Raw genomic sequence first — 22,081 nt, forward strand, 5'->3', positions numbered from 1 at the left:
ACAAACCGTAGCCGCTCGTCCATGATCCCAGTTTCTCGCCAAACCATCGCCGGTCCTCCCGGCGGACAAGAAAACTGTCACCCATGCTATCGGTCCATTCTGTTACCTATCTATCCGGTTCGGACACCGGGACCTTCTCCCCGTATAGTGACGGGGAGAAGGGACAAGGCTCAACCCTACAGCTTGCCGTTGCGCTGCTGGACCATCATGAACGTATCGTAATTGTATTCGGCAACCTGCGCCCAGAGATAGTGCTCCTTGCGGAAGCCCTTGATCGATTCCCAGATCTTCTTGAAGGGCGCGTTCGAGGCTTCCATTTCGGCATAGACCTCGTTTGCCTTCTCGAAGCACGCGGTCATGATCTCCTGGCTGAACGGGCGCAGTTTGGCGCCGCCGGCCACCAGCCGCTTCACCGCCGGAGGGTTCACGTAGTCGTATTTCTGCAGCATGTTGGCATCGGCGGCCTGGGCGCATGTACGCAGCAGCGACTTGTAGGTCGGCGAAAGCTCTTCGTATTTCGCCTTGTTGAACATCAGGTGGACGGTCGGGCCGCCTTCCCACCAGCCGGGATAGTAGTAATAGGGCGCGACCTTGTAGAAGCCGAGCTTCTCGTCGTCATAGGGGCCGACCCACTCAGCGGCGTCGATGGTGCCCTTTTCCAGCGCCGGATAGATGTCGCCGCCGGCGATCTGCTGCGGCACGACGCCGAGCTTCTGCACCACTTTGCCGGCAAAGCCGCCGATACGCATCTTGAGGCCGGAGAGGTCGGCGACGGTTTTGATCTCCTTGCGGAACCAGCCACCCATCTGCACGCCGGTGTTGCCGCCCGGTAGGCCGAACAGACCTTGCGTGGCGAGGAACTCGTTGAACAGGTCTATGCCGCCGCCATGATAATGCCAGGCATTCATGCCGCGCGCATTGAGCGAAAAGGGCACGGCGGCACCCAGCGCCCATGTCGGATCCTTGCCCCAGTAATAATATGCCACCGTGTGGCAGGCCTCGACCGTGCCGGCCGTGGTGGCGTCGGCGGCCTGCAGGCCAGGGACGAGCTCGCCGGCGGCAAAGACCTGGATCTGGAAATTGCCGTCAGTGGCTTCAGACAGCATCTTGGAGAACACTTCGGCGCCGCCATAGATGGTGTCGAGCGACTTCGGGAAGGACGACGCCAGCCGCCATGTCACCTTGGGGTTGGACTGGGCTATGGCCGGTGCGGCGAGCGTGGCCGCCGCCGCGGCTGCACCGACGCCGGTCACGCCGGCCTTGCGGATGAATGAACGACGATCCATGCAGTTCCTCCCTTTTGGATCAACAGACCGACGCCGGAGACATCCTCCGTACCCGCATCGGCTGGCGAAACAATACACAGGCAGGGGGTCGAGTCCAGCACGGCCACCGTATTTGGCGACGGGGCCATGGGGGCCTGCAACTATAGTCTAACAGGGGATTTCGTGGCCTATGCGACACGCTGAAACTTGGCATGGAAAAATGCCCTGACATCGCCTATTTTGAGGGCAGGACATTCCTTGCCAGATGGAAAACAGACCCAAAATGCAGCAGCCGCTCGTCGCCATATCGACCGACGTCCGTCAATTCGACAACTACACCTGGCATGCCGCGCCGCAACAATATCTGGAAGCGGCGATCGCGGGTGCCGGTGTTTTCCCCCTGCTCGTGCCCTCGTTCGGCGACCGGCTGGACTTCGACGAACTCCTGTCGTCGGTCGACGGCGTCATGCTCACCGGCTCGAAATCCAACGTCGACCCTTCGCTCTATGGCGGCGATGCCAGCGAAGCCAATGGCCCCTATGACACCGCGCGCGACTCCACGACGCTGCCGCTGATCCGCAAGGCGATCGAGCGCGGCGTGCCGCTGCTCGCCATCTGCCGCGGCATTCAGGAGCTGAACGTGGCGCTTGGCGGTACGCTGGGCACCGAGATCCAGGAGCGCGAGGGATCGCTGGACCACCGTGCGGCGATGAGCGACAAACAGGACGAGCGCTTCGCCATTCACCAGACCATTTCGATCAAGCCGGGCAGTTGCCTGGCCGGCGTGTTCGGTGCCGGCGACATCAAGGTCAATTCCTTGCATCGCCAGGCGATCGAGCGGCTGGGGTCGAAGCTCGAGATCGAGGCTGTCGCCACCGACGGCACGGTCGAGGCGGTTTCGGTCAAGGGCGCCCGCGCCTTCGCCGTCGGCGTCCAGTGGCATCCCGAATATTGGGTCAAGTCGGACAGCAATTCCGCCAAGATTTTCCGCGCCTTCGGCGATGCGGTGCGTTTGCACGCCGCCGCGAAAGCCGGCGCGCGGGCCGCGGCGGAGTAGTTCAGTCTCGCGGCTTCAAGTCACCATCCGCCGCGAGCGACAACAACGGTAGCGCCGGGGCATAGGATTCGTAGCCATCGCCGTCAGCCACGGCAAAGGTGACGATCGGATCGACGCCGTCGGCACTGAAGGCGACCGTTCCGTCGTTTTGCTGGCGCCAGAATTTCACCTGCTCGATGCCTGGCAGGAGCCGTCGGCAATTCGGAGCCACGGTCAACAGCGACAGACCATCCGAGACCGAGGCGCCGCGCGTGACCGCGCAGGCCCCCCCGTCGCCATTGGCGACCAGCCTGTAGGTGTTGGACGGCGTAGCCTCTAGGGCGACGCTTTCGCCATTGCCGTCATGAAACAGTTGAACGCCGCCAACCAAGGCTGCGGCTGCGATTACCGCGGAAAGCGCCTTCATACTGATCTTCACCCATGCATACAGACAGGATGAAGAATGATTTCAAAGGGTTAAGCAGACGTTAATAAATATGGCAGCCCGACCGCTCAAGGGCGAGCCTTCACATTGACCGTCTCCGGCACCGGCGTCAGCGCCCGGCGCTCGCTGAACCAGGAGACCAGATTGTCGACGCAGAGATCGGCCATGGCGCGGCGTGTGTGCTCCGAAGCCGAGCCGACATGCGGCAGCAGAGACGTGTTTGGCAAGTCGAGCAACGCCTTGGGGACATTCGGCTCGTCGGCGAAGACATCGAGCCCGGCGGCGGCAATGGTGCCGTCGGCAAGGGCGGCCGCGAGGGCCGCTTCGTCGACCGTGCTGCCGCGGCCGATGTTGACGAAGACGCCATTCGCGCCGAGTGCCGACAGGATCTCGGCATTGACCGCTTTCTGCGTCGAAGCTCCGCCGGGCGCCACCGAAATCAGCGTATCGACCGCCTCGGCCAAGCCCTTCAACGTCGGATGGTACTGGTAGGCAAGGGCTTCGACACGACGCCGGTTGTGGTAAGCGACCGGCAGGCCGAAGGCCTCCAGCCGCCCGGCAATGGCCTGCCCGATGCGGCCCATGCCGAAAATACCAACGCGGCGCGCGCGCAAGGTGAGCCGGCTCAGCGGATAGTTGCCCTTGCGCATCCAACTGCCGTCACGCAGCCAGGTCTCGGCGCGCGGCAGGTCGCGCACCGTGTTGATCAGCAGCCCGATCGCGGTGTCGGCGACCTCCTCGGTCAGCACGTCAGGCGTGTTGGTGACCATGATGTTCTTCGCCGCCGCATGGCCGACATCGACGGAATCGTAGCCGACGCCGAAAGAGGCGATGAGTTCGAGATTTGGCAACGCATCCATCATCGCCGCGCTGATGCCGGCAAACGAGGCAATGCCACGCACCGTGCGGCGCATCTCGTCGGTGACCAGCGCCGGATCGGTGCGCTCGATGCCGACGCGCCTGAATGTCCGGTCGATGCGATCGGCGGCATGGCCGCTGAAATCCGCCGGCACCAGAATGGCAACGGCTTGCAGATCTTCGGCCCTGGTCATGCACGCTCCACAGGCTTGCCGGTCGACTGGCGCACATGCAGTTCCGGCTTGATCAATTCCTGCGAGGGCCGCACCGTCTGGCCATTGAGCTTGTCGAGCAGCGCGCTGGCGGCGCGGCGGCCGACCTCGCGCTGGCCGTTCCAGACGGTGGTCAGCGCCGGCGTGGCGATCGCCGCCTCCTCGAGATCGTCATAGCCGGTGACGGAGATGTCGATGCCCGGCACCAAGCCGGCGCGCGCAATGCCGTTCATCAGGCCGATGGCGACGAGGTCGTTCCAGCAGCAGGCGGCGGTCGGCCTGTCCTTCAGCGCCAGGAATTGCCCCGCGGCCTCGAAACCCGCCTGCTTGGTGCGCGGACCGGCGATGCGCCAGGACGATCTGACTTCGAGCCCCGCCGCCTCCATGGCGTTGACATAGCCCTGGTAGCGATCGCGGCCGGTCGAGGTCTGGTCGGTGCCGCCGATCATGGCGATGCGCTTGTGGCCGAGCGAGATCAGATGGTTGGTGGCGAGGCCTGTTCCATAAGAGTCGTCGCCGCGAAACACCGGCACGTCGGCGCCCTCGACGGTGCGTGCGATCAGCACCGCCGGCAGGCCGTTCTCCTCGGCCATGACGATGTCGGACGCGGGCGTGCCTATGGCGGGCGACATGATGACGCCGTCGGCGCCGAGCTGCAGCAGCGTATCGATGAAGGTGCGCTGCTTTTCGAGCTGATCATAGTGATTGGACAGGATGAAGGTCTGCCGGCTACGGTCGAGCTCGCTCTCGATCGACCGCAGGATCTCGGCGAAGAACGGGTTCATGATGTCGTGCACGACGACACCGACAATGCCCGAGCGCGAGGTGCGCAGGCTGGCGGCGCGCCGGTTGTAGATATAGCCGATGGCGCGCGCATGTTCCTTGATGCGGTCTCGCGTCGAGCCGGCAACCAGCGGGCTGTCGCGCAGTGCCAGTGACACGGTGGCCGTGGACACGCCAAGCGCATCCGCGATCGTCGACAGCTTGATTTTCTGTGCCAGGCTTTCGCTCCCCGTCGTTTTTTAAACTGTTTAAGGGCGGCCTTATGCCATCGATCGGGGCCAAATCAAAGTTTTTTTGCCAGCGCCTCGGCCTCGACATCCGAGGCGGCGCGGCTGCGCAGCCGAAGCCGGTGTTCGCGATGGACGATGTAGAGGCCGCTGGCGACGATGATGGCGGCGCCGACCAGCGTCCAGCGGTCGGGGAACTGCTTGAAGACAAGCCAGCCGGAAAGGATCATCCACACCATCTGCGAATAGGGATAGGGGGCGAGCGCCGTGGTCGTTGCCCGCCGATAGGCCTGGACCAGCAGCCAGTGGCCGACGCCGCCGAACACGCCAAGCATGAGCAGGACGAACCAGTGCCAGCCATCGTGCGGCAGGGAGAAGGAAAACGGCAGCATGGGCAACAGCAGCACCGCCGGCGCCAGCGCCGAGAACAGGATCAGGCTTTCCGAGGTCTCGGTGGCCGACATGCGGCGCGTCATGATGACATAGAAGCAGTTCGACAGCATCGAGCCGAGCGCAAAGAGGTGTCCGATGCCGAAAACACCGACACCCGGCCTCGTGATGATCAAAACTCCGGCGAAAGCGGCCAGGATCGCCAACCAGCGCCGCCAGCCGGCCCATTCGCCGAGCAGCGGGCCGGCAAGGGCGGTGATCACCATCGGCCCGAAAAAATAGATCGACGTCGTCTCGGCCAGTTGCAGGGAGCGCAGCGCCAGGACGTTGAACATGGTCGAGCCGAACAGGAAGGCGCCGCGCATCACATGCGCCGGCAGGTTGACCGGGCGAAACCGCGCCGGCTCGCGCCAGCCACGCAGCAGCGCCCCGACCAGCACGACATGCACGGCAAAGCGCACCCAGGCGACGATCAGGACCGAGACGCCGGCCAGGACGAGATATTTGCTCGAGGTGTCGAGGAAGGTGAAGAAGACGTAGGTGGCCAGCATGCACAAGATCGCCACCGGCGGCGTCGCGCTTTCTGACTGTTTTTGGGAAGGATTCACGTGCAGGCCGGAGGAAAAGCTGGGCTGGAGCCCACCTTTGCGGGAATTGTCGCTTGCCGGCAAGCCAATTGTCGCCCGCTGCCGCGCCTGGGGTCGCTGGCACAACAACAGCCGCCGTCAGGCTTAGCCCGCGGACGCTATGTATGCATACGGGCGCCCTTGGTGATCTTGTCGACAACCTTCTTCTCGGCGCGCAGCGCGATGCCGACCACCTTGGCGTCTTCGGGCGCGAATTCGGCGAATACGGCGCGGTTGGCGGCGTCGAAGCCGGTGGAAAACATCTCCTCGACATAGAGCGAGGTGGTGACGCCGCGTTCCAGCGCACGCCGGTGGCTCGCACCGAGCGTCGCCTGGTCGGCCGAGAGCACGATGACCGGCTGGATCGACAGCGGATTGTAGAGATTGCCTGAGCGGTCGCGATAGGCCTCGCCGATGATGTCGGGGAATTGCGCGACGATGCCGCTGGTCAGGAAGGCGGTGACGTTGAGTTTCTGCCAGACGGGCAAGTCTTCTCGCAGTACGATTGCAAATTTCGTATCGAACATGACAAAATGGCCATTCGAGGTTGGGCCCCGATAGCGAGGCTGTGAAGGAGACGATGTCGCACGATCTAGGCAGCCAGGCCTTCGAGGGTCTTGGACGTTTGTGCGCAGATGCCGCTGAAAACTGCATCATCTCGGCTCCCGATCCCGCCGGGATGGAGCGCATCGAGGCCCGGTTTCACGGCAGCGCCTTCGATCCGCATCGCCACGACACCTATGCGATCGGGGTGACGCTGCGCGGCGTGCAGACCTTCCGCTATCGCGGCGCGACACGGCTGAGCCTGCCTGGCCAGGTCATCGTGCTGCATCCCGACGAATTGCACGATGGCGGCGCGGGCACCGAGGAAGGCCTGCGCTACAGGATGCTCTATCTCGAGCCGTCACTGATGCTCGACTGTCTCGGCGGCACGGCGCTGCCGTTCGTCGGGGACGGGGTGGTGACGGACGATGCCTTCTGCGCGACGCTCCTTTCGGCGCTCGGGCCGTTGGAGCAGGAACTCGACGAGCTGTTCGTCGACGACTTCCTGGCGCAGCTGATGCAAAGCCTGGCCAGGCACGCCGGCCAGCCGGCAAAGCCGATAGCCGGGACGGCGCGGCGGGCGGCGACGCTGGCGCGTGAGTATCTGACGGAAAACCTCGACCGGCCCGTGCGTTCGGGTGAGTTGGAAGCCGTCACGGGTCTCGACCGCTATGCCCTGTCGAGACATTTCCGCGCGGCCTTCTCGACCAGTCCGCATCGTTTCCTAGTGATGCGCCGGCTTCAGCGCGCGCGCAGGATGATCGCCGCCGGCGAGCCCTTGGCGCAGATCGCGATCGAAGCCGGCTTCAGCGACCAGAGCCACTTCAACAGGCAATTCAAGAAAGCGTTCGGCCTGACACCGGGACGCTGGTCGTCCTTGATCCACGGAGCTGCCGCGGCAGCCTGAGTGCCGAAGAGATCAGTCGTCCGACTCGGCGTCGTCGTCGATCAGCACCAGTTCCTCGTTGGAGAGGTTGGCCTCGATGCGGGCGAGCAGCTTGAACAGCGCCTTCTGGTCCTTCTTGTCGAGGCCTTTCAACGCTTGCTTTTCGGTCTTCTTCACCGACTTCTCGATGGCGCGGATGGTTTCACGGCCGGTATCGGTGAGGAAGATATGCGCCTGGCGGGCATCGGATTCCGACGCGCGTTTTTCCAGAAAACCCTGCGCCTGCAGCCGGTTGATGGTCTTGGTGATGGTCGGCGGGCGCACGCCGAGACGCCCGGCGAGATTGCCCGGTGTCTGGCCGTCCTCACGGTCCAGCGCCAGCATGATCTGGTCCTGGCCGGCGTAGAAGCCATGTGCCAGGAGCCGTGCCGCCAGCGCGGTCCTTGCCAGCCTTGCCGCTGAATGCAGCCGGCTCATCGTTGCAGTCTTGTCCGCCTTGGCCATGGTCATCCCTCTTCGGCCGTACCGGTGCGCACAGCATAGACGCAGCCGGCCGGTTGGCAATCGACGATCGAAAGATTCCGGCATTCGAAACAGCTTTGCCGGCAAGCATTGCGGTGTCCGCCGTGGTGATGCCAGATGTTTATTTCAGTTAGATGACAAACGAGTTTGGCGGGGAACGGATTCGCTGCGGCTGCGATCCCACGACCGGCGGCCCCGGACAGGACGTCTCCTTGATCTTCCATCGCCGGGGGCGGCGACGGCTTTTCGCGGCCACGATGTCAGGGCGAATCCCAGCCGGTCTTTTGGCCGATGGTTTGCCCGTGCAAAAACCCGGCGCACATCCTATATGGAACCGACAATCCCTTTTCGCGGCCTGGATTTCAGGGCCCAGTCATTTCGAGGCAAGCCATGAGCGACGCACAGACGCAGATTCCCGTAACCGTTCTCACCGGCTATCTCGGCGCCGGCAAGACGACACTGCTCAACCGCATCCTGTCGGAGAACCACGGCAAGCGCTACGCCGTCATCGTCAACGAATTCGGCGAGATCGGCATCGACAACGAGCTAATCGTGGAATCCGATGAGGAAATCTACGAGATGAACAATGGCTGCGTCTGCTGCACGGTGCGCGGCGACCTGATCCGCGTCGTCGAAGGCCTGATGCGGCGGCCCGGCCGCTTCGACGCCATCGTCGTCGAAACCACCGGGCTCGCCGATCCAGTGCCGGTGGCGCAGACCTTCTTCATGGACGACGACGTACGCTCCAAGACCAAGCTCGATGCAGTGGTGGCGCTGGTCGACGCCAAGCACCTGCCGCTGCGGCTCAAGGATTCCAAGGAAGCCGAGGACCAGATCGCCTTCGCTGACGTCGTCGTGCTCAACAAGACCGACCTCGTCACCCCCGAAGAACTCGCCAAGGTCGAGGCGACGATCCGCGCCATCAATCCGGCAGCCAGGATCCACCGCACGACACGCGCCGGCGTGGCGCTGTCGGAAGTGCTCGACCGCGGCGCCTTCGACCTGTCCAGGGCGCTGGAAAACGACCCGCATTTCCTCGAGGCGCATGACGACCATGATCACCATGACCACGATCATGATCATCACGACCATCATCATCACGACCACGATGGGCACGACCACCACCATCACGCGCATCCGTCCGATATCCATGACGTGACGGTGCAGTCGGTGTCGCTGCGCGGCGGCGAAATGGACCCGAAGAAATTCTTCCCGTGGATCGAGAAGATCACTCAGATGGAAGGCCCCAACATCCTGCGGCTGAAAGGCATCATCGCGCTCAAGGGCGATGACGAGCGCTATGTCATCCAGGGCGTGCACATGATCATCGAGGGCGACCACCAGCGCGCCTGGAAAGACGGAGAAAAGCATGAGAGCCGGCTGGTGTTCATCGGCCGCGAACTCGACGCCGAACGGCTGAAGAAGAGCTTTGACGCCTGCCAGGCATCGTAAAGTCGTATTGATGATCTTGAAGGGTTGATGTCGACTTCATGTACACATAGAATGTGTACATGAGTTTGAGGAGATTTCCGATGCCCAGGTCGGCCGACAATAAAACTGAGCGCTATCAAATCCGCATCGCGCCTGCGCAGAAGGCGATGATCGCGCGCGCTGCCGCACTGTCTCATCAGGACGTTACCGACTTCATTCTCAACAAGGTGGTTCCCGAAGCACAGGCGGTAATCGAAGCAGCCGAGGTTGCGAAAGTATCCGACCGCGATTTCACACGTATACTCGACCTGTTGGAGAACCCGCCGAAACCAAATGCCAAGCTCCGAGCGGCGATCGCGGCCTTGCCGGATACTCTGTGACACTTCCGTCCTGGCACGAGGAGCCGATCGCGAAACGCCATGATCGGGCCTCGTTCGATTGCGGCGATGCGCAGATGAACGATTTTCTGCGGCGGTACGCGCGGCAAAGCCACGAACAAAATGCCGCCAAGACCTTCTGTGCGATCGACGATGCGGCTTTGGAGCAGATCCTCGGCTTCTATACGATCGCACCTTCAGCCGTTGCTCATGAAGCCATGCCCGAGGCGATGACGAGAGGTTTGGCGCGGCACGAGGTTTCCGGCTTCAAACTTGCCCGGCTGGCGACCGACCGCAGAGTCGCCGGACAGGGGCTCGGAAGTCAGCTGCTTGCCGCCGCGGCATTGCGCTGCTTGCGACTGGCCGGCGAAGGTGGCGGAATCCTGCTCATCATCGATGCCAAGAGCGAGGGGGCCGCAAGATGGTATGCCAGCTACGGAGCCGAGCGCCTCCAAGGATCGAATCTGACCCTGGTGATGCCATTGGCGACGTTCGCAACCGATCTGCGGGCGAAGGGGCTGCTTTGATGACAGCCTCTCGCACTTCGCTGATCCTCCGGTTGCCGGAACCGCGAACGTCGAGTAAGCCGCCTCTGTACTGTCATCTAGCTGAACAAAGATAATCATGCCCACAGTCGCCCCGCTCGATCTCGAAGGCCATTGCGTCGCCGCCGTCTTCCTTGGCGATGTGCCGCATTTCGCGCTGGCCGATGGCGCTATCCACCGGCTCGACAATGGCCACAAGACCGTGCAGGCCAATGATGGGCTGCTCGCGGCCTTCCATGACGCGGCAAACGACCGGCTGATCACCGGCGGCGAGGACGGCAAGGTGTTTGCCGTGAAAGCCGGCGGTGAGAACCGGGAGGTGGCGAGCGCCGGCAAGAAATGGATCACCAGCGTTGCCGCCGGGCCGCAAGGCGCCATCGCCTATGCCACGGGCAAGACGGCCTTCGTGCGCTTCGCCGATGGCAAGATCCGGGAATTTGCCCATCCGCGCTCCGTCGAGGGGCTGGCCTTCTCGCCCAAGGGCATGCGCTTCGGCGTCGCCCGCTACAATGGCGCGACGCTGCATTTCCCGGCCGCCGAAGGCAAGCCGGTGGAGCTCGAATGGGCCGGCGCCCACACCGGCATCACCTTCTCGCCGGACGGCGCCTTTCTGGTCACCACCATGCAGGAAAACGCCCTGCATGGCTGGAAGCTCGCCGACGGCAAGCACATGCGCATGAGCGGCTATCCCGGCAAGGTCAAAAGCCTGTCGTGGAGCGTCAAAGGCAAGTGGCTGGCCAGTTCCGGCGCGCCGGCGGCGATCGTCTGGCCGTTTTCGGCCAAGGACGGGCCGATGGGCAAGGCGCCGCTGGAACTCGGCACGCGCGGCAACGCCATGGTGACGGCGGTTGCTTGCCACCCGAGCCAGGATGTCGTCGCCGTCGGCTATGATGACGGCATGGTTATGGCCGTGCGCTTTTCCGACGCCAAGGAAGTGCTTTTGCGGCGCCCGGGCAAGGGCGCCATCACCGCGATGATGTGGGACAAGGAAGAACGCCGCGTCGCCTTCGGCAGTGCCGCCGGCGACTGCGGCGTCATCGACATCACTGCGTAGTTTCGAAACAACGGATTACTCGGCGCCGCAGGAAACCTTGCCGGTCAGATCGACCGGCTTGCCATCGCTGTCCTTGTCGGCCGTCCTGTCATAGACGGCGAGCTTGTAATCTCCATCATAGACGCCTTCGTCGCTGCCCTTGGTCAGGATCGTCAGTTCGACCGAACTGTAGGTCTTGGCCACCTCCTGCTCATGGTAGATGTTCAGCCGCAGTTCCTTGTTGTCCAGCCAGTACTGGGTGAGGTTGGAGTTCTCAAAAATGGTCTTTCGCAGCTGATCGCCGGCGGGCCTGGCCTTGATTTCGAGATCACCGCGAAAATTGAAGGTCGGGCCGCCCATCCCGGTGGTGACGCCGGCATCGACCTGGAATTTGACCTGTGGATCATCGACTGAGCACCAGATGCCGCCGGTGGCGAACGCCGCACCGGCCGACAGGAACAGTATCGTCACGCAGATGATCGTCCGCATTTCCCTTGCCCAATTGCCGTCCACATTGGCGCCGACTTCGCACGGAGCGTCAAGCGCCGCCGGCAAGGGCTGAGCCAATGCAGAACAGACGCACGGCCAATTGCCGTTGCGGAGGTGGATTGGCTAAGAGGAATGAGCCAGAGGGGTTTTCATGCACAGCAGCGATAGCTCAAAGACCATCGGCGGCATCAGCCGCGACCGCATCGCGCACTTGCGCGAGACGGAAGGGGCTGCCTTCCGCAAGGCGCGGCCGAAATCGCAGGCCAAGGTCGGCAACGGCCTGCCCGGTTTCTTCGGCGGCGTACCAATGCACTGGATGAATGACTGGCCGACGCCGTTTCCGATCCTGGTGGACAGCGCCAGGGGCGCCACGATCACCGACGTGGACGGCAACAGGCTCGACGATTTCTGCCTCGGCGACACCGGCTCGATGTTCGGCCACTCGCCGCCGGCAGTGGCACGCGCCATTCGCCGCCAGGCCGGGCGCGGCCTGACCTATATGCTGCCATCCGAAGATGCGCTGGCCATCGGACCGCTGCTGCAGCAGCGCTTCGGCCTGCCGTTCTGGCAGATCGCGACGACGGCGACCGACGCCAACCGCTTCGCGCTGCGCGTCGCCCGCGCCATCACTGGACGAGAGAAAATCCTGGTCTTCAATGGCTGCTATCACGGCTCGGTGGACGAGACGATGGTGCGGCTGATCGACGGTATCCAGGTCAACCGGCCAGGACTGGCGGGCGAATTCCGCGACCTGACCCGCACGGCCAAGGTCATCGAGTTCAACGATGTCGCCGCACTGGAAGCCGCGCTCAACGACAGGGATGTCGCTTGCGTCATCGCCGAACCGGTGCTGACCAATTCCTGCATGGTGCTTGCCGATCCCGGGTACCACGAGGCGCTGCGACAGTTGACCCGTGCTGCCGGCACGCTGCTTTTGATCGACGAGACGCATACGATCTCGACCGGCCCGGGCGGTTACACCAGGAAATATGGGCTGGAGCCGGACTTGTTCGTTCTGGGCAAGCCGATTGCCGGCGGCGTGCCGACGAGCGTCTGGGGCATGAGCCATGAAGTCGCTTCGCGCTATGCCGACTACAACAGGACGAAAGAGCCTGGCTATTCCGGCATGGGCACGACGCTGTCGGCCAACCCGCTGCAGTTCGCCGCCATGCGCGCCACGCTCGAGGAGGTGATGACGCAGGAGAATTACGACCGCATGGATCATCTGGCGCGCCGGCTCGATGCCGGGCTGACCGGCGTGATCGACCGTTACCGCCTGCCCTGGCATGTCGCCCGTGTCGGGGCCCGTGTCGAGTTCATCTGCGCGCCCGGTCCGCTGCGCAATGGCGCCGAGGCGGAGGGTGCGCATGCGCCGGAACTCGAAGCCGCCATCCATGTCGCGCTGGTCAATCGCGGCGTGCTGATCGCACCCTTCCACAACATGATGCTGATCTCGCCGGCGACGTCAGGTGCCCAGGTCAACCGGCTGATCAGCGCCTTTGGCGCGGTTGCGGCAAAGCTCGCGGCATGAGACAAGCCACGCAGCAGACAGGCGCGCAAGCCAATACGAGTTCCATCATGACTTCACCTTCGGGCTCGACGCCCACCGAGGCGCAAGCCTTCCTCGACGCTCATCTCGAGATCGAGGCCTTCGATATCGTGCTGACCGACGCCAATGGCGTCGGGCGCGGCAAGATCGTGCGCCGGCATGAGCTGAAAAGCATTTTCGAAGGCGGCCGGCATATGCCGATCTCCATCCTCGGCCTCGACATCACCGGCGAGGATGTGCACGAAACCGGGCTGATCTGGGACAGCGGCGACGGCGATCTCCGGGCCTGGCCAATTCCCGGCACGCTGGTGCCGCTTTACGGTACGAATCCGCCGCGCGGCCAGGTGTTGATGGCGATGTATCATCTCGACGGCCAGCCAATGTCGTCGGACCCGAGGCTGGCGCTTGCCCGGCAGGTCGACATACTGGCTGCCAAGGGCCTCCATCCGGCCGGCGCCTTCGAACTCGAGTTTTTTCTGCTGGCCAATGAGCGTGATGCCGATGGCAAGGTGCAGCCGGCGCGCGCGGTGCTCGATGGCCGCGTCTCGGGCAAGACCGAAGTCTATTCCGTCGACCATCTGCATGGCATGGAGCCGCTGTTCTCCGACATTTACGCCGCCGCCAAGGCGCAAGGCATTCCGGCCGAGACGGTGATCTCGGAATATGCGCCTGGCCAGTACGAGCTGACGCTGAACTACCGCAAGGACGTGATGCGGGCGGCCGACGATCTGGTCATGCTGAAGCGGCTGGTGCGGGCGCAGGCGCGCCGTCACGGTGTCACCGCCTGCTTCATGGCCAAGCCGATCGAGAAATATGCCGGCTCCGGCATGCATTTCCACGTGTCGCTGCAGGACAAGGATGGCCGAAACGTCTTTTCGGAAGCCACCGGCGAGAACTGGTCGCTGCCGCTGCTGCGTGGCCTTGGCGGCCTGATCCAGACCATGGCGGAATCGATGCTCGTGTTTGCGCCGCACGCCAATTCCTGGCGCCGCTTCGTCTCGCAATCCTACGCACCGGTGGCGCCGACCTGGGGCGTCAACAACCGCTCGGTGGCGCTGCGCGTGCCGGCGGGCGATGCGAAAAACCGGCGCATCGAGCACCGGCCGTCCGGCGTCGACGCCAATCCCTATCTGATCGCCGCGACGGTGCTCGCCGGCATCGTCAAAGGCCTCGACGAAGGGCTCGATCCGGGCCCCGAAACGACCGGCAATGGCTATGAGGCTGCCGTCACCCGTACGACGATGCCAGCCGATTGGCGCGCGGCAATCGAAGCGGCCAGGGCGTCCAGTTTCCTAAAGGGCGCGCTCGGCGAGGACCTGCACCGCACCTTCGTTGCGATCAAGCAGTCCGAATACCTGCGCGTGGCCCGCACGGTCAGTGAACTGGACTATCACCTCTACCTGCACGAAGTCTGACGGCTGGGCGACCCGGCGGCGTTCACTTTTTCGCCGTCACCATCAAATGAGATGGCGTGATGATTGATCAGAACATATCATGAACAAATGAGTGTTCTCACCATCCCTGAAAAACTGGCAATCCTGTCCGACGCCGCCAAGTACGATGCCTCCTGCGCCTCATCGGGCTCCGCAAAAAAGGATTCGCTGAAGTCCGGCGGCATCGGCTCCACCGAAGGCATGGGTATCTGCCACTCCTACGCGCCAGACGGCCGCTGCATTTCGCTGCTGAAAATCCTGCTGACCAATTTCTGCATCTACGACTGCAGCTATTGCATCAACCGCTCGTCGTCGAATGTCCGGCGCGCCCGCTTCGGCATCGACGAGGTGGTGAAGCTGACCATGGATTTCTACCGGCGCAATTATATCGAAGGCCTGTTCCTGTCCTCGGGCGTCATCCGCTCGCCTGATGAAACGATGGGGGAAATGGTCGAGGTGGCGCGGAGGCTGCGGCTGGAGGAAAAATTCTCCGGTTATATTCATCTCAAAACCATCCCCGAGAGTTCGGCGGACCTGGTGGAGAAGGCCGGGCTCTATGCCGACCGCTTGTCGATCAATATCGAATTGCCCACCGACGAGGGCGTGAAGAAGCTGGCGCCGGAAAAGAGGCCGGAGACAATCCGGCTCTCGATGGCCAACCTGCGCCGGAAGATGGAGGAGAAGGCCGAGCCGACGCTGCGGACCAAAAAGCGCGAACGCTTCGCGCCGGGCGGCCAGTCGACGCAGATGATCATCGGCGCGGACAAGACCTCCGACGACGGCATCCTGCACACCAGCGCCCGGCTTTATGGCAGTTACCACCTGCGGCGCGTCTATTATTCGGCCTTCAGTCCGATCCCCGATGCCTCGTCTTCGCTGCCGTTGCAGAAGCCGCCGCTGATGCGTGAACACCGGCTCTACCAGGCCGACTGGCTGATGCGCTTCTACGGATTTTCTCAACCGGAAATCTTGGCCGGCAGCAGCGATGGCATGCTCGATCTCGCTATCGACCCGAAGCTTGCCTGGGCACTGCGCAACCGGGGACGCTTCCCCGTCGACGTCAACCGCGCCGATCGCGAAGCGTTGCTGCGGGTGCCTGGCCTGGGAACCAAGGTGGTGGCGAAGATTCTGGAAACCCGCCGCCATCGGCGGCTGCGGCTCGAGGATGTCGGCCGGCTCTGCCATTCGATCGCCAAGCTACGGCCCTTCATCATCGCCGAAGGCTGGTCGCCAGGCGCGCTCACTGACAAGGCCGGCCTGCGCGGCCAGATCGAGCGATCCTGCGAACAACTGGCGCTGTTTTGACCATGCGGCCGGCAGAGCTCGACCTCACCCGCTACACAGTTTGGCTTGAAAGCCAGATCGATTTCGCCGGCTGGCGCGATGCGGCTCGACGGCTGGCGCTGAATGAGATCAGACCCGAGGATATCGGCTGGCATGTCGCAGCCGGTTGCGACCGGCCGCAAAGCGATTTGCCTGACGTGCCGCAGGGCGCGCAGCTCGTTGTGCCGCGCGATTTCATCGGCCACGCTGAAACCGCCTTCTGCCATTGCGACCCCCGCCGTTTCGCCTTCCTCTACCGGCTGTTGTGGCGGCTGCGCACAGAGCCCAAGCTGCTGGCGATCGCATCGGATCCCGATACCAGGCGGCTCGAGGCGATGGAAAAGGCGGTGCGGCGCGATAGCCACAAGATGCATGCCTTCGTCCGCTTCCGGAAGATCGGCGATGGCGAGGAGGAACGCTATGTCGCCTGGTTCGAGCCCGACCATTTCATCGTCGAGCGCAATGCGGATTTCTTCGTCCGGCGTTTTACCGGCATGCGCTGGACGATCCTGACGCCTTACGCCTCCGCCGACTGGGATGGCGAAAGGCTAGCGATCGGACCGGGCGCCGCCAAGACCGACGCGCCTGACCAGGACGACACCGAGATGTTGTGGCGGACCTATTTCGCGAACATCTTCAATCCGGCGCGGCTGAAGGTGAAGGCCATGCAGAAGGAGATGCCGAAGAAATATTGGCGGAACCTTCCCGAGGCCTCGCTCATTCCTGACTTGATCGCGGGAGCGGACAAGGCCGCCAGAGATATGATTGCGAAGATGCCGACAACGCCCGCGCCGCACCACGCCAAGGTGCAGGCAAAGCATTGGCCGAAGCCCCAGCCGGCGGAGATCTCCGAAGAAGATGACGCCAGCTCGATTTCCGAGTTGCGCGAAGCGGCGAAGGGCTGCCGCCGCTGCCCGCTTTGGCGCGATGCGACGCAGACTGTATTCGGCGAGGGACCCGACAATGCCAAGGTGATCTTCGTCGGCGAACAGCCGGGCGACCAGGAAGACCTCGCCGGCCAGCCATTCGTCGGCCCGGCGGGCAAGGTGTTCGATGCGATCTTGGACGATGCCGGGGTCGACCGCCTGAAGGTCTATGTCACCAACGCGGTCAAGCATTTCAAGTTCGAGCCGCGCGGAAAACGCCGCATCCATTCCAAGCCGAATGCCGGCGAGGTTCAAGCCTGCCGCTGGTGGATCGACCAAGAGTTTGACCTGATCAAGCCGAATCTCGCCGTGGCGCTCGGTGCGACGGCGGCGCTGTCGCTGCTTGGCAAGGCGTTCCCGGTGACCAAGATGCGCGGCCAGGTGATCGAACGCGAGGATGGCTTGCGCGTCTTCATCACCATCCACCCCTCCTTCATCCTGCGGATCCGGGATCACGCCGATAAAGAAGCCGAACGCGAGCGGTTTTTGCAGGATATGAAGCAGGTGAGGAAGCTTATGTCGACTTGATCCATCAGGTCCGAGCGCTGGATAAGGATCGAGCGGTTGGCGCCGCCCCTCATTGTCCTGCCGGACATTTCTCCCCGTGTAGTGACGGGGAGAAAGGGGCTGTGCCCTGCGCTTTCGTCAATCACCATCGTTGCAAGAAAAAGCTCCAAGACGCAGTTAGCTTCCTTCTCCCCGTCACTATACGGGGAGAAGGTGCCGGCAGGCGGATGAGGGGCAGCGCTTGCGTTTGGGAGAGGGGACGCACCAGCCTTTAACGGACGAGAATTGCCCTGAGATCATTGACGTTCGTGCCGGTCGGGCCGGGCACGAAGAGATCGCCGACGGCATTGAAGGCCGTCCAGGCATTGTTGCCGGCCAGCATTGCCTTGGCATCCACACCCGCCGCCCGCATGCGCGAAACGGTTGAGCCGTCGGCGAAGGCGCCGGCATTGTTTTCGGAGCCATCGATGCCGTCAGTATCCGCGGCAAAGGCGTGAATATCCTCTACGCCATTGATGCCGATGGCGAAGGCGAGCAGGAATTCCGAATTCCGGCCACCTTTGCCCTTTGCCCGTAAAGTCACGGTGGTCTCACCACCCGAAAGGATCAGCACCGGCTTTTGGAAGGGCCGATTGCGCGTCGCCACTTCGCGGGCGATTGCCGCATGGACGCCACCGACCTCGCGTGCTTCGCCTTCAATGGCGTCGGAGAGTATGACGGCTTCGATGCCTTGCCGCCTCGCTTCAGCCGCCGCCGCTTCCAGTGACACGCCGGCCGAGGCGATCAAATGCACCTCGTTGCGCGCAAAGCGCTGATCGTCGGGATCTGGTGCGTCGGCCGCCGGTGACTGGATGTGCGCCATGACCGCGTCCGGCAATTTCATGCCATAGGCGGATATCGAGACCAGCGCGTCGTCACGGCTGCCAGTGTCGGGAACGGTCGGGCCGGACGCCACCAGGGCCGGATTGTCGCCGGGGATGTCGGAGACAACCAGCGACACCACCTTGGCCGGCCATGCGGCAGCGGCCAGCCGGCCACCCTTGATGGCGGAGAGATGCTTGCGGATGGTGTTCATCGCCGCGATCGGCGCGCCGGAAGCAAGCAGCGCCTCGTTGACGGCAATTTCGTCGGCCAGCGTCAGGCCGGCGGCCGGAGACGGCAGCAGGGCCGAACCGCCGCCGGAAATCAGCGCCACGACCAGGTCGTCCGCTGTCAGCCCTTGCACTTTCTCCAGCAGCCGCCGCGAGGCCTCGAGCCCGGCGGCGTCCGGCACCGGATGCGCGGCCTCGATGATCTCGATGCGCTCGCATCTGGCGCCATAGCCGTAGCGGGTGACGACCAGCCCGTCGATCGGACCGTCCCAGACCTTCTCGAAGGCCGCCGCCATCTGTGCCGAGCCTTTGCCGGCGCCGATGACGATGGTGCGGCCCCTGGGTCTGGACGGCAAATGGTCGCGGATGGTTCGCTCCGGATCGGCGGCGGCGACGGCGGCATTGAAGATCGAGGTAAGAAAAACCTTGGGATCGGGCACGGTCATTCGGGGTCCGCGGACAACGCCAGCTTGCGCCTGTCTATGCCCAGGTGATCGCACAGCGCATCGACCACCACGCCATGATCCTGGCGCTCCGGCAGGCCGGACACCGCGATCACGCCGATGACACCGGCACCCTTGACCGCGACCGGGAAGCCACCGCCGGCGAGCACATAGTCCGCAATATCCAGCCCCTCGCCGATCTTGAAGGTGCGGTCGGGACGCTGCTGCTCCAGAACCAGACGGTAGGTGCTTTTGAGGTAGCGCTTGACGACATTGATCTTGCGCCGCGCCCAGTCGGGATTGGATGCATTCGACCCCGGCATGGCGGCATAGAAGAGCGGCCGGTCGAAAGTCCTGATGTCGACGATAACGGGCAGGTTCTCAGCCAGCGCGCGATCACGGATCGCCGAACCGAGCTTGAAGGCGACGGCCTCGTCGAAGGCCGTGAAGACAAGGGTCTCTTCCTGTTTCTTGATCAGAGCGATGTCGTCAGCAACGGTCATGTCGTTCCCCTGTCAACTTCGCCGCACGCTTTGACCGATGGCTGCCGCCGGGTCAAGCAGGCAACACACCGCAGCGCTAAATTGCGATGTCGCTCTTGGCCGCTCGCCCCGCGACATAGACCTCGCGCACGGCTCGATCATCGCCCAGCGTCTGCAGCAGGAACAGTTCCTGCGCCAGCGTCTCGACCGTTTCCATCCTGAGCCGCATGGCCGGCGTTGCCCTCGCATCGAGCACGACGATGTCGGCATCGGTGCCTTCCTCCAGCGTGCCGATCTTCTCGACGACAGATAGCGCCTCGGCATTGCCGCGCGTGATCTGCCAGAAGGACTGGAAAGGGTTGAGCTTCTCGCCGTTCAGGGCGATCACCTTGTAGCCCTCGTCCATGGTGCGCAGCATCGAATAGTTGGTGCCGCCACCGACATCGGTGGCGGCCGCTATGCGCAACGGCTTGTCGCGGCGGCGAAAGCGCTGGTAGTCGAACAGGCCCGAGCCGAGGAACAGGTTCGAGGTTGGACAGAACACGGCCACCGAACCGCTGTCCGCCAGCGCGTCCGCCTCGCGCTCCGACAGATGGATGCAGTGGCCGAAAAGGCTCTTTTTGCCCAGCAGCCCATAGTGCTCGTAAACGTCGGTGTAGTCGCGCGACCAGGGATAAAGCTGTTGCGTGAAGGCGATCTCGGCGTGATTTTCCGACAGATGCGTCTGCATGTGCAGGTCGGGATGTTCGCGGCACAGCGCGCCGGCCATCTCCATCTGCTCCGGTGACGAGGTGATGGCGAAGCGCGGCGTGATGGCATAGTGCTGCCGCCCCTTGCCGTGCCACTCCTTGATCAGCGCCTTGGTGTCGTCATAGCCGGTCTGCGGCGTGTCGAGCACGCCTTCGGGCGCATTACGGTCCATCATCACCTTGCCGGCGATGTTGAGCATGTCGCGCGCGTGCGACTCGGCGAAGAAGGCTTCCGCCGAGGCCTTGTGCACCGAACAGTAGGCGGCAACCGTCGTGGTTCCATGACGCACCGTCTCATCAAGGAACAGCCGCGCGATGCGGCGGCCATGCTGCGCGTTGGCGAATTTTGTTTCCTCGGGAAAGGTGTAGGTGTTCAGCCAGTCGAGCAGTTCGGCGCCATAGGAGGCGATGACCTGCATCTGCGGGAAATGCACATGCGTATCGATAAAACCCGGCAGCAGCAGATGCGGCCGATGGTCGATCTTTTTGACGCCCTCGCCGGCCTGTTTCTCGACATCGGCATAGGCGCCTGATGCAACGATCCTGCCATCGCTTATCAGCAGGCCGCCATCCTCCTCGTAGCGCCAGGCTGAGTGGTCGTCGATGGTTTGCGGCCAGCGCACGAAGGACAGGGTGCGGCCGCGCAGAAGTGTCGAGGTCATGCTTATTTCCCCGCGCCTTCGAACCAGGCGACCAGCAGCGCCCGTTCCTTGTCGGTGATCTGGCTAACATTAGCCGGCGGCATGGCGTGGCTGCGGCCGGCCTGCAGATAGATCTCGCGGGCATGGTCGGCGATGCCGGCGTCGGTGTCGAGCATCACGCCCTTGGGCGCATGATAGATGCCTTCATAGACCGGCTCGGCCGCATGGCACATCGAACAGCGGCCGAGAACGGTGTCGCGCACCGCCGGGAAATGCGCCGAGGCGATATAGACCTGCGCCGAGGCGGACACCTTCGGTTCACCGGTCAGCACCTTCGGCACGGTCGACAGCCAGATGATGATGATGAACAGGACAAGGGCGCCGAGCCACGTCCAGTGCGGGTTGCCGGCACGCTTGTGCACGGTGTTGAAATAGTGGCGGATGAGGACGCCGATGATGAACACCAGCGAGGCGATGACCCAGTTGAACTCAGTCCCGAATGCCAGCGGATAGTGGTTCGACAGCATCAGGAACAGTACCGGCAGCGTCAAATAATTGTTGTGGAGCGAGCGCTGCTTGGCGATCTTGCCGTATTTCGGATCAGGCTTGCGGCCGGCGATGAGGTCGGCGACGACGATCTTCTGGTTGGGAATGATGACCATGAAGACATTGGCCGACATGATCGTCGCGGTGATCGCGCCCAGATGCAGGAAGGCGGCGCGGCCGGTGAACAGGTGCGTCAGCCCCCAGGCGATGAAGACCAGCACGCAATAGAGCACCAGCATCAGGCCGGTGTCGCTTTTGCCAAGCGGCGAGCGGCACAGGAGATCATAGACCACCCAGCCGACGCCGATCGTGGCCATCGACAACAGAATGCCCACCGGCACCGACATCGGCAGCACATTGGGATCGATCAGGAACAGATCGGCTCCGGCGTAATAGACCACGCACAGCATGGCGAAGCCGGACAGCCAGGTGGCATAGGATTCCCATTTGAACCAGGTCAGGTGCTCGGGCATCTCGGCCGGCGCCACCAGGTATTTCTGGATGTGGTAGAAGCCGCCGCCATGCACCTGCCATTCCTCGCCGAAGGCGCCGACCGGCATGCCGGGCCGCTGGCGCAGGCCAAGATCGAGCGCGACGAAGTAGAAGGACGAGCCGATCCAGGCGATGCCGGTAACGACGTGCAGCCAGCGCACGGCGAAGCTCAGCCAGTCCCAGAAAATCGCGAAATCCATCATTGAAATCGTCCCTGCCGATCCGATGACT

Annotated in this window: 23 protein-coding genes; 11 read left to right on the top strand and 12 right to left on the bottom strand. The window is 63.4% G+C overall.

What is annotated here, in order from left to right; genetic code table 11:
• Nucleotides 1–176 precede the first annotated feature (176 nt).
• Entirely contained in the window at nt 177–1,286 is a 1,110-nt protein-coding gene (locus tag EN808_RS23360; protein WP_127278183.1) for a TRAP transporter substrate-binding protein, read from the bottom strand.
• A gap of 262 nt (nt 1,287–1,548) precedes the next feature.
• Between EN808_RS23360 and EN808_RS23365 the strand changes: the two genes are divergently transcribed.
• Nucleotides 1,549–2,322 (top strand): gamma-glutamyl-gamma-aminobutyrate hydrolase family protein, encoded by a 774-nt coding sequence (locus EN808_RS23365; protein WP_135882814.1) that lies wholly within the window; start codon nt 1,549–1,551, stop codon nt 2,320–2,322.
• 1 nt (nt 2,323) lies between these two features.
• On the opposite strand, the gene EN808_RS23370 is transcribed toward EN808_RS23365, so the two are convergent.
• The 4 genes from EN808_RS23370 to EN808_RS23385 all read right to left on the bottom strand — a co-directional run bounded on the left by EN808_RS23370 (nt 2,324) and on the right by EN808_RS23385 (nt 5,767).
• Nucleotides 2,324–2,728 (bottom strand): hypothetical protein, encoded by a 405-nt coding sequence (locus EN808_RS23370; protein ID WP_135916992.1) that lies wholly within the window; start codon nt 2,726–2,728, stop codon nt 2,324–2,326.
• A gap of 86 nt (nt 2,729–2,814) precedes the next feature.
• Nucleotides 2,815–3,798, bottom strand: a complete 984-nt coding sequence (locus EN808_RS23375) for a 2-hydroxyacid dehydrogenase (protein WP_135916993.1) — start codon at nt 3,796–3,798, stop codon at nt 2,815–2,817.
• Nucleotides 3,795–4,817: a LacI family DNA-binding transcriptional regulator gene (locus EN808_RS23380; RefSeq protein WP_127278020.1), complete on the bottom strand. Its 1,023-nt coding sequence runs from the start codon at nt 4,815–4,817 to the stop codon at nt 3,795–3,797. The genes EN808_RS23375 and EN808_RS23380 overlap by 4 nt, the downstream gene beginning before the upstream one ends.
• A 65-nt stretch (nt 4,818–4,882) precedes the next feature.
• On the bottom strand, nt 4,883–5,767 hold the full coding sequence (locus EN808_RS23385) for a DMT family transporter (protein ID WP_189524157.1): 885 nt from the start codon (nt 5,765–5,767) through the stop codon (nt 4,883–4,885).
• Between EN808_RS23385 and EN808_RS36400 the strand changes: the two genes are divergently transcribed.
• On the top strand, nt 5,766–5,951 hold the full coding sequence (locus EN808_RS36400) for a hypothetical protein (protein WP_189524158.1): 186 nt from the start codon (nt 5,766–5,768) through the stop codon (nt 5,949–5,951). The genes EN808_RS23385 and EN808_RS36400 overlap by 2 nt on opposite strands.
• Before the next feature lie 10 nt (nt 5,952–5,961).
• Here the strand turns inward: EN808_RS36400 and EN808_RS23390 are convergent, their stop codons facing one another.
• Nucleotides 5,962–6,369, bottom strand: coding sequence for a DUF2000 family protein (locus EN808_RS23390; RefSeq protein ID WP_135916995.1), 408 nt, complete (start codon nt 6,367–6,369; stop codon nt 5,962–5,964).
• A gap of 53 nt (nt 6,370–6,422) precedes the next feature.
• On the opposite strand from EN808_RS23390, the gene EN808_RS23395 reads away from it, so the two are divergent.
• A complete protein-coding gene (locus EN808_RS23395; RefSeq protein WP_135916996.1) occupies nt 6,423–7,292 on the top strand; it encodes an AraC family transcriptional regulator in 870 nt (289 codons plus the stop codon).
• Nucleotides 7,293–7,304: 12 nt separating this feature from the next.
• Here EN808_RS23395 and EN808_RS23400 read toward each other — a convergent pair whose 3' ends face one another.
• On the bottom strand, nt 7,305–7,775 hold the full coding sequence (locus tag EN808_RS23400) for a MarR family winged helix-turn-helix transcriptional regulator (protein ID WP_127278016.1): 471 nt from the start codon (nt 7,773–7,775) through the stop codon (nt 7,305–7,307).
• A 408-nt stretch (nt 7,776–8,183) separates the two neighbouring features.
• Between EN808_RS23400 and EN808_RS23405 the strand changes: the two genes are divergently transcribed.
• The 4 genes from EN808_RS23405 (at nt 8,184) to EN808_RS23420 (ending at nt 11,200) form a co-directional block, all read left to right on the top strand.
• Nucleotides 8,184–9,245: a GTP-binding protein gene (locus tag EN808_RS23405; RefSeq protein ID WP_135862446.1), complete on the top strand. Its 1,062-nt coding sequence runs from the start codon at nt 8,184–8,186 to the stop codon at nt 9,243–9,245.
• A gap of 80 nt (nt 9,246–9,325) precedes the next feature.
• On the top strand, nt 9,326–9,604 hold the full coding sequence (locus tag EN808_RS23410; RefSeq protein ID WP_027142795.1) for a DUF1778 domain-containing protein: 279 nt from the start codon (nt 9,326–9,328) through the stop codon (nt 9,602–9,604).
• Entirely contained in the window at nt 9,601–10,128 is a 528-nt protein-coding gene (locus EN808_RS23415; protein WP_135916997.1) for a GNAT family N-acetyltransferase, read from the top strand. Before EN808_RS23410 ends, EN808_RS23415 begins: the two co-directional genes overlap by 4 nt.
• A gap of 97 nt (nt 10,129–10,225) precedes the next feature.
• Nucleotides 10,226–11,200, top strand: coding sequence for a WD40 repeat domain-containing protein (locus EN808_RS23420; RefSeq protein ID WP_135916998.1), 975 nt, complete (start codon nt 10,226–10,228; stop codon nt 11,198–11,200).
• 15 nt (nt 11,201–11,215) lie between these two features.
• On the opposite strand, the gene EN808_RS23425 is transcribed toward EN808_RS23420, so the two are convergent.
• The gene (locus tag EN808_RS23425) at nt 11,216–11,668 is read right to left on the bottom strand and encodes a hypothetical protein (RefSeq protein WP_135916999.1); all 453 of its coding nucleotides are present in this window, start codon (nt 11,666–11,668) and stop codon (nt 11,216–11,218) included.
• Nucleotides 11,669–11,819: 151 nt separating this feature from the next.
• Here EN808_RS23425 and EN808_RS23430 point away from each other — a divergent pair, with 151 nt between their 5' ends.
• The 4 genes from EN808_RS23430 (at nt 11,820) to EN808_RS23445 (ending at nt 17,427) form a co-directional block, all read left to right on the top strand.
• Entirely contained in the window at nt 11,820–13,199 is a 1,380-nt protein-coding gene (locus tag EN808_RS23430; RefSeq protein WP_135917000.1) for an aspartate aminotransferase family protein, read from the top strand.
• A gap of 47 nt (nt 13,200–13,246) precedes the next feature.
• The gene (locus EN808_RS23435; protein ID WP_135917001.1) at nt 13,247–14,632 is read left to right on the top strand and encodes a glutamine synthetase family protein; all 1,386 of its coding nucleotides are present in this window, start codon (nt 13,247–13,249) and stop codon (nt 14,630–14,632) included.
• Between the two features lie 87 nt (nt 14,633–14,719).
• Entirely contained in the window at nt 14,720–15,955 is a 1,236-nt protein-coding gene (locus EN808_RS23440; protein ID WP_135917002.1) for a putative DNA modification/repair radical SAM protein, read from the top strand.
• Nucleotides 15,956–15,957: 2 nt separating this feature from the next.
• Nucleotides 15,958–17,427 (top strand): UdgX family uracil-DNA binding protein, encoded by a 1,470-nt coding sequence (locus tag EN808_RS23445; RefSeq protein WP_135917003.1) that lies wholly within the window; start codon nt 15,958–15,960, stop codon nt 17,425–17,427.
• Between the two features lie 250 nt (nt 17,428–17,677).
• On the opposite strand, the gene EN808_RS23450 is transcribed toward EN808_RS23445, so the two are convergent.
• The 4 genes from EN808_RS23450 to EN808_RS23465 form a co-directional block, all read right to left on the bottom strand.
• Nucleotides 17,678–18,943: a glycerate kinase gene (locus tag EN808_RS23450; RefSeq protein ID WP_135917004.1), complete on the bottom strand. Its 1,266-nt coding sequence runs from the start codon at nt 18,941–18,943 to the stop codon at nt 17,678–17,680.
• On the bottom strand, nt 18,940–19,443 hold the full coding sequence (locus tag EN808_RS23455; protein WP_135882803.1) for a heme-degrading domain-containing protein: 504 nt from the start codon (nt 19,441–19,443) through the stop codon (nt 18,940–18,942). The genes EN808_RS23450 and EN808_RS23455 overlap by 4 nt, the downstream gene beginning before the upstream one ends.
• A gap of 76 nt (nt 19,444–19,519) precedes the next feature.
• Complete coding sequence (gene guaD, locus EN808_RS23460) at nt 19,520–20,833, bottom strand: guanine deaminase (RefSeq protein WP_135917005.1); 1,314 nt, start codon at nt 20,831–20,833, stop codon at nt 19,520–19,522.
• Nucleotides 20,834–20,835: 2 nt separating this feature from the next.
• Complete coding sequence (locus EN808_RS23465) at nt 20,836–22,053, bottom strand: urate hydroxylase PuuD (RefSeq protein ID WP_127279466.1); 1,218 nt, start codon at nt 22,051–22,053, stop codon at nt 20,836–20,838.
• Nucleotides 22,054–22,081: the final 28 nt, after the last annotated feature.

It is taken from the genome of Mesorhizobium sp. M8A.F.Ca.ET.165.01.1.1 (genome assembly GCF_004792065.1).
Lineage (GTDB): Bacteria > Pseudomonadota > Alphaproteobacteria > Rhizobiales > Rhizobiaceae > Mesorhizobium.

Coding starts and splice junctions, on each gene's coding strand:
- EN808_RS23455 (WP_135882803.1), bottom strand. CDS start 19,443: ATGACCGTTGCTGACGACATCGCTCTGATCAAGAAACAGGAAGAGACC.
- EN808_RS23385 (WP_189524157.1), bottom strand. CDS start 5,767: ATGCTGGCCACCTACGTCTTCTTCACCTTCCTCGACACCTCGAGCAAA.
- EN808_RS23370 (WP_135916992.1), bottom strand. CDS start 2,728: ATGAAGGCGCTTTCCGCGGTAATCGCAGCCGCAGCCTTGGTTGGCGGC.
- guaD (WP_135917005.1), bottom strand. CDS start 20,833: ATGACCTCGACACTTCTGCGCGGCCGCACCCTGTCCTTCGTGCGCTGG.
- EN808_RS23375 (WP_135916993.1), bottom strand. CDS start 3,798: ATGACCAGGGCCGAAGATCTGCAAGCCGTTGCCATTCTGGTGCCGGCG.
- EN808_RS23450 (WP_135917004.1), bottom strand. CDS start 18,943: ATGACCGTGCCCGATCCCAAGGTTTTTCTTACCTCGATCTTCAATGCC.
- EN808_RS23400 (WP_127278016.1), bottom strand. CDS start 7,775: ATGGCCAAGGCGGACAAGACTGCAACGATGAGCCGGCTGCATTCAGCG.
- EN808_RS23435 (WP_135917001.1), top strand. CDS start 13,247: ATGACTTCACCTTCGGGCTCGACGCCCACCGAGGCGCAAGCCTTCCTC.
- EN808_RS23365 (WP_135882814.1), top strand. CDS start 1,549: ATGCAGCAGCCGCTCGTCGCCATATCGACCGACGTCCGTCAATTCGAC.
- EN808_RS23465 (WP_127279466.1), bottom strand. CDS start 22,053: ATGATGGATTTCGCGATTTTCTGGGACTGGCTGAGCTTCGCCGTGCGC.
- EN808_RS23405 (WP_135862446.1), top strand. CDS start 8,184: ATGAGCGACGCACAGACGCAGATTCCCGTAACCGTTCTCACCGGCTAT.
- EN808_RS23360 (WP_127278183.1), bottom strand. CDS start 1,286: ATGGATCGTCGTTCATTCATCCGCAAGGCCGGCGTGACCGGCGTCGGT.
- EN808_RS23395 (WP_135916996.1), top strand. CDS start 6,423: ATGTCGCACGATCTAGGCAGCCAGGCCTTCGAGGGTCTTGGACGTTTG.
- EN808_RS36400 (WP_189524158.1), top strand. CDS start 5,766: ATGCACAAGATCGCCACCGGCGGCGTCGCGCTTTCTGACTGTTTTTGG.
- EN808_RS23390 (WP_135916995.1), bottom strand. CDS start 6,369: ATGTTCGATACGAAATTTGCAATCGTACTGCGAGAAGACTTGCCCGTC.
- EN808_RS23430 (WP_135917000.1), top strand. CDS start 11,820: ATGCACAGCAGCGATAGCTCAAAGACCATCGGCGGCATCAGCCGCGAC.
- EN808_RS23445 (WP_135917003.1), top strand. CDS start 15,958: ATGCGGCCGGCAGAGCTCGACCTCACCCGCTACACAGTTTGGCTTGAA.
- EN808_RS23425 (WP_135916999.1), bottom strand. CDS start 11,668: ATGCGGACGATCATCTGCGTGACGATACTGTTCCTGTCGGCCGGTGCG.
- EN808_RS23420 (WP_135916998.1), top strand. CDS start 10,226: ATGCCCACAGTCGCCCCGCTCGATCTCGAAGGCCATTGCGTCGCCGCC.
- EN808_RS23440 (WP_135917002.1), top strand. CDS start 14,720: ATGAGTGTTCTCACCATCCCTGAAAAACTGGCAATCCTGTCCGACGCC.
- EN808_RS23410 (WP_027142795.1), top strand. CDS start 9,326: ATGCCCAGGTCGGCCGACAATAAAACTGAGCGCTATCAAATCCGCATC.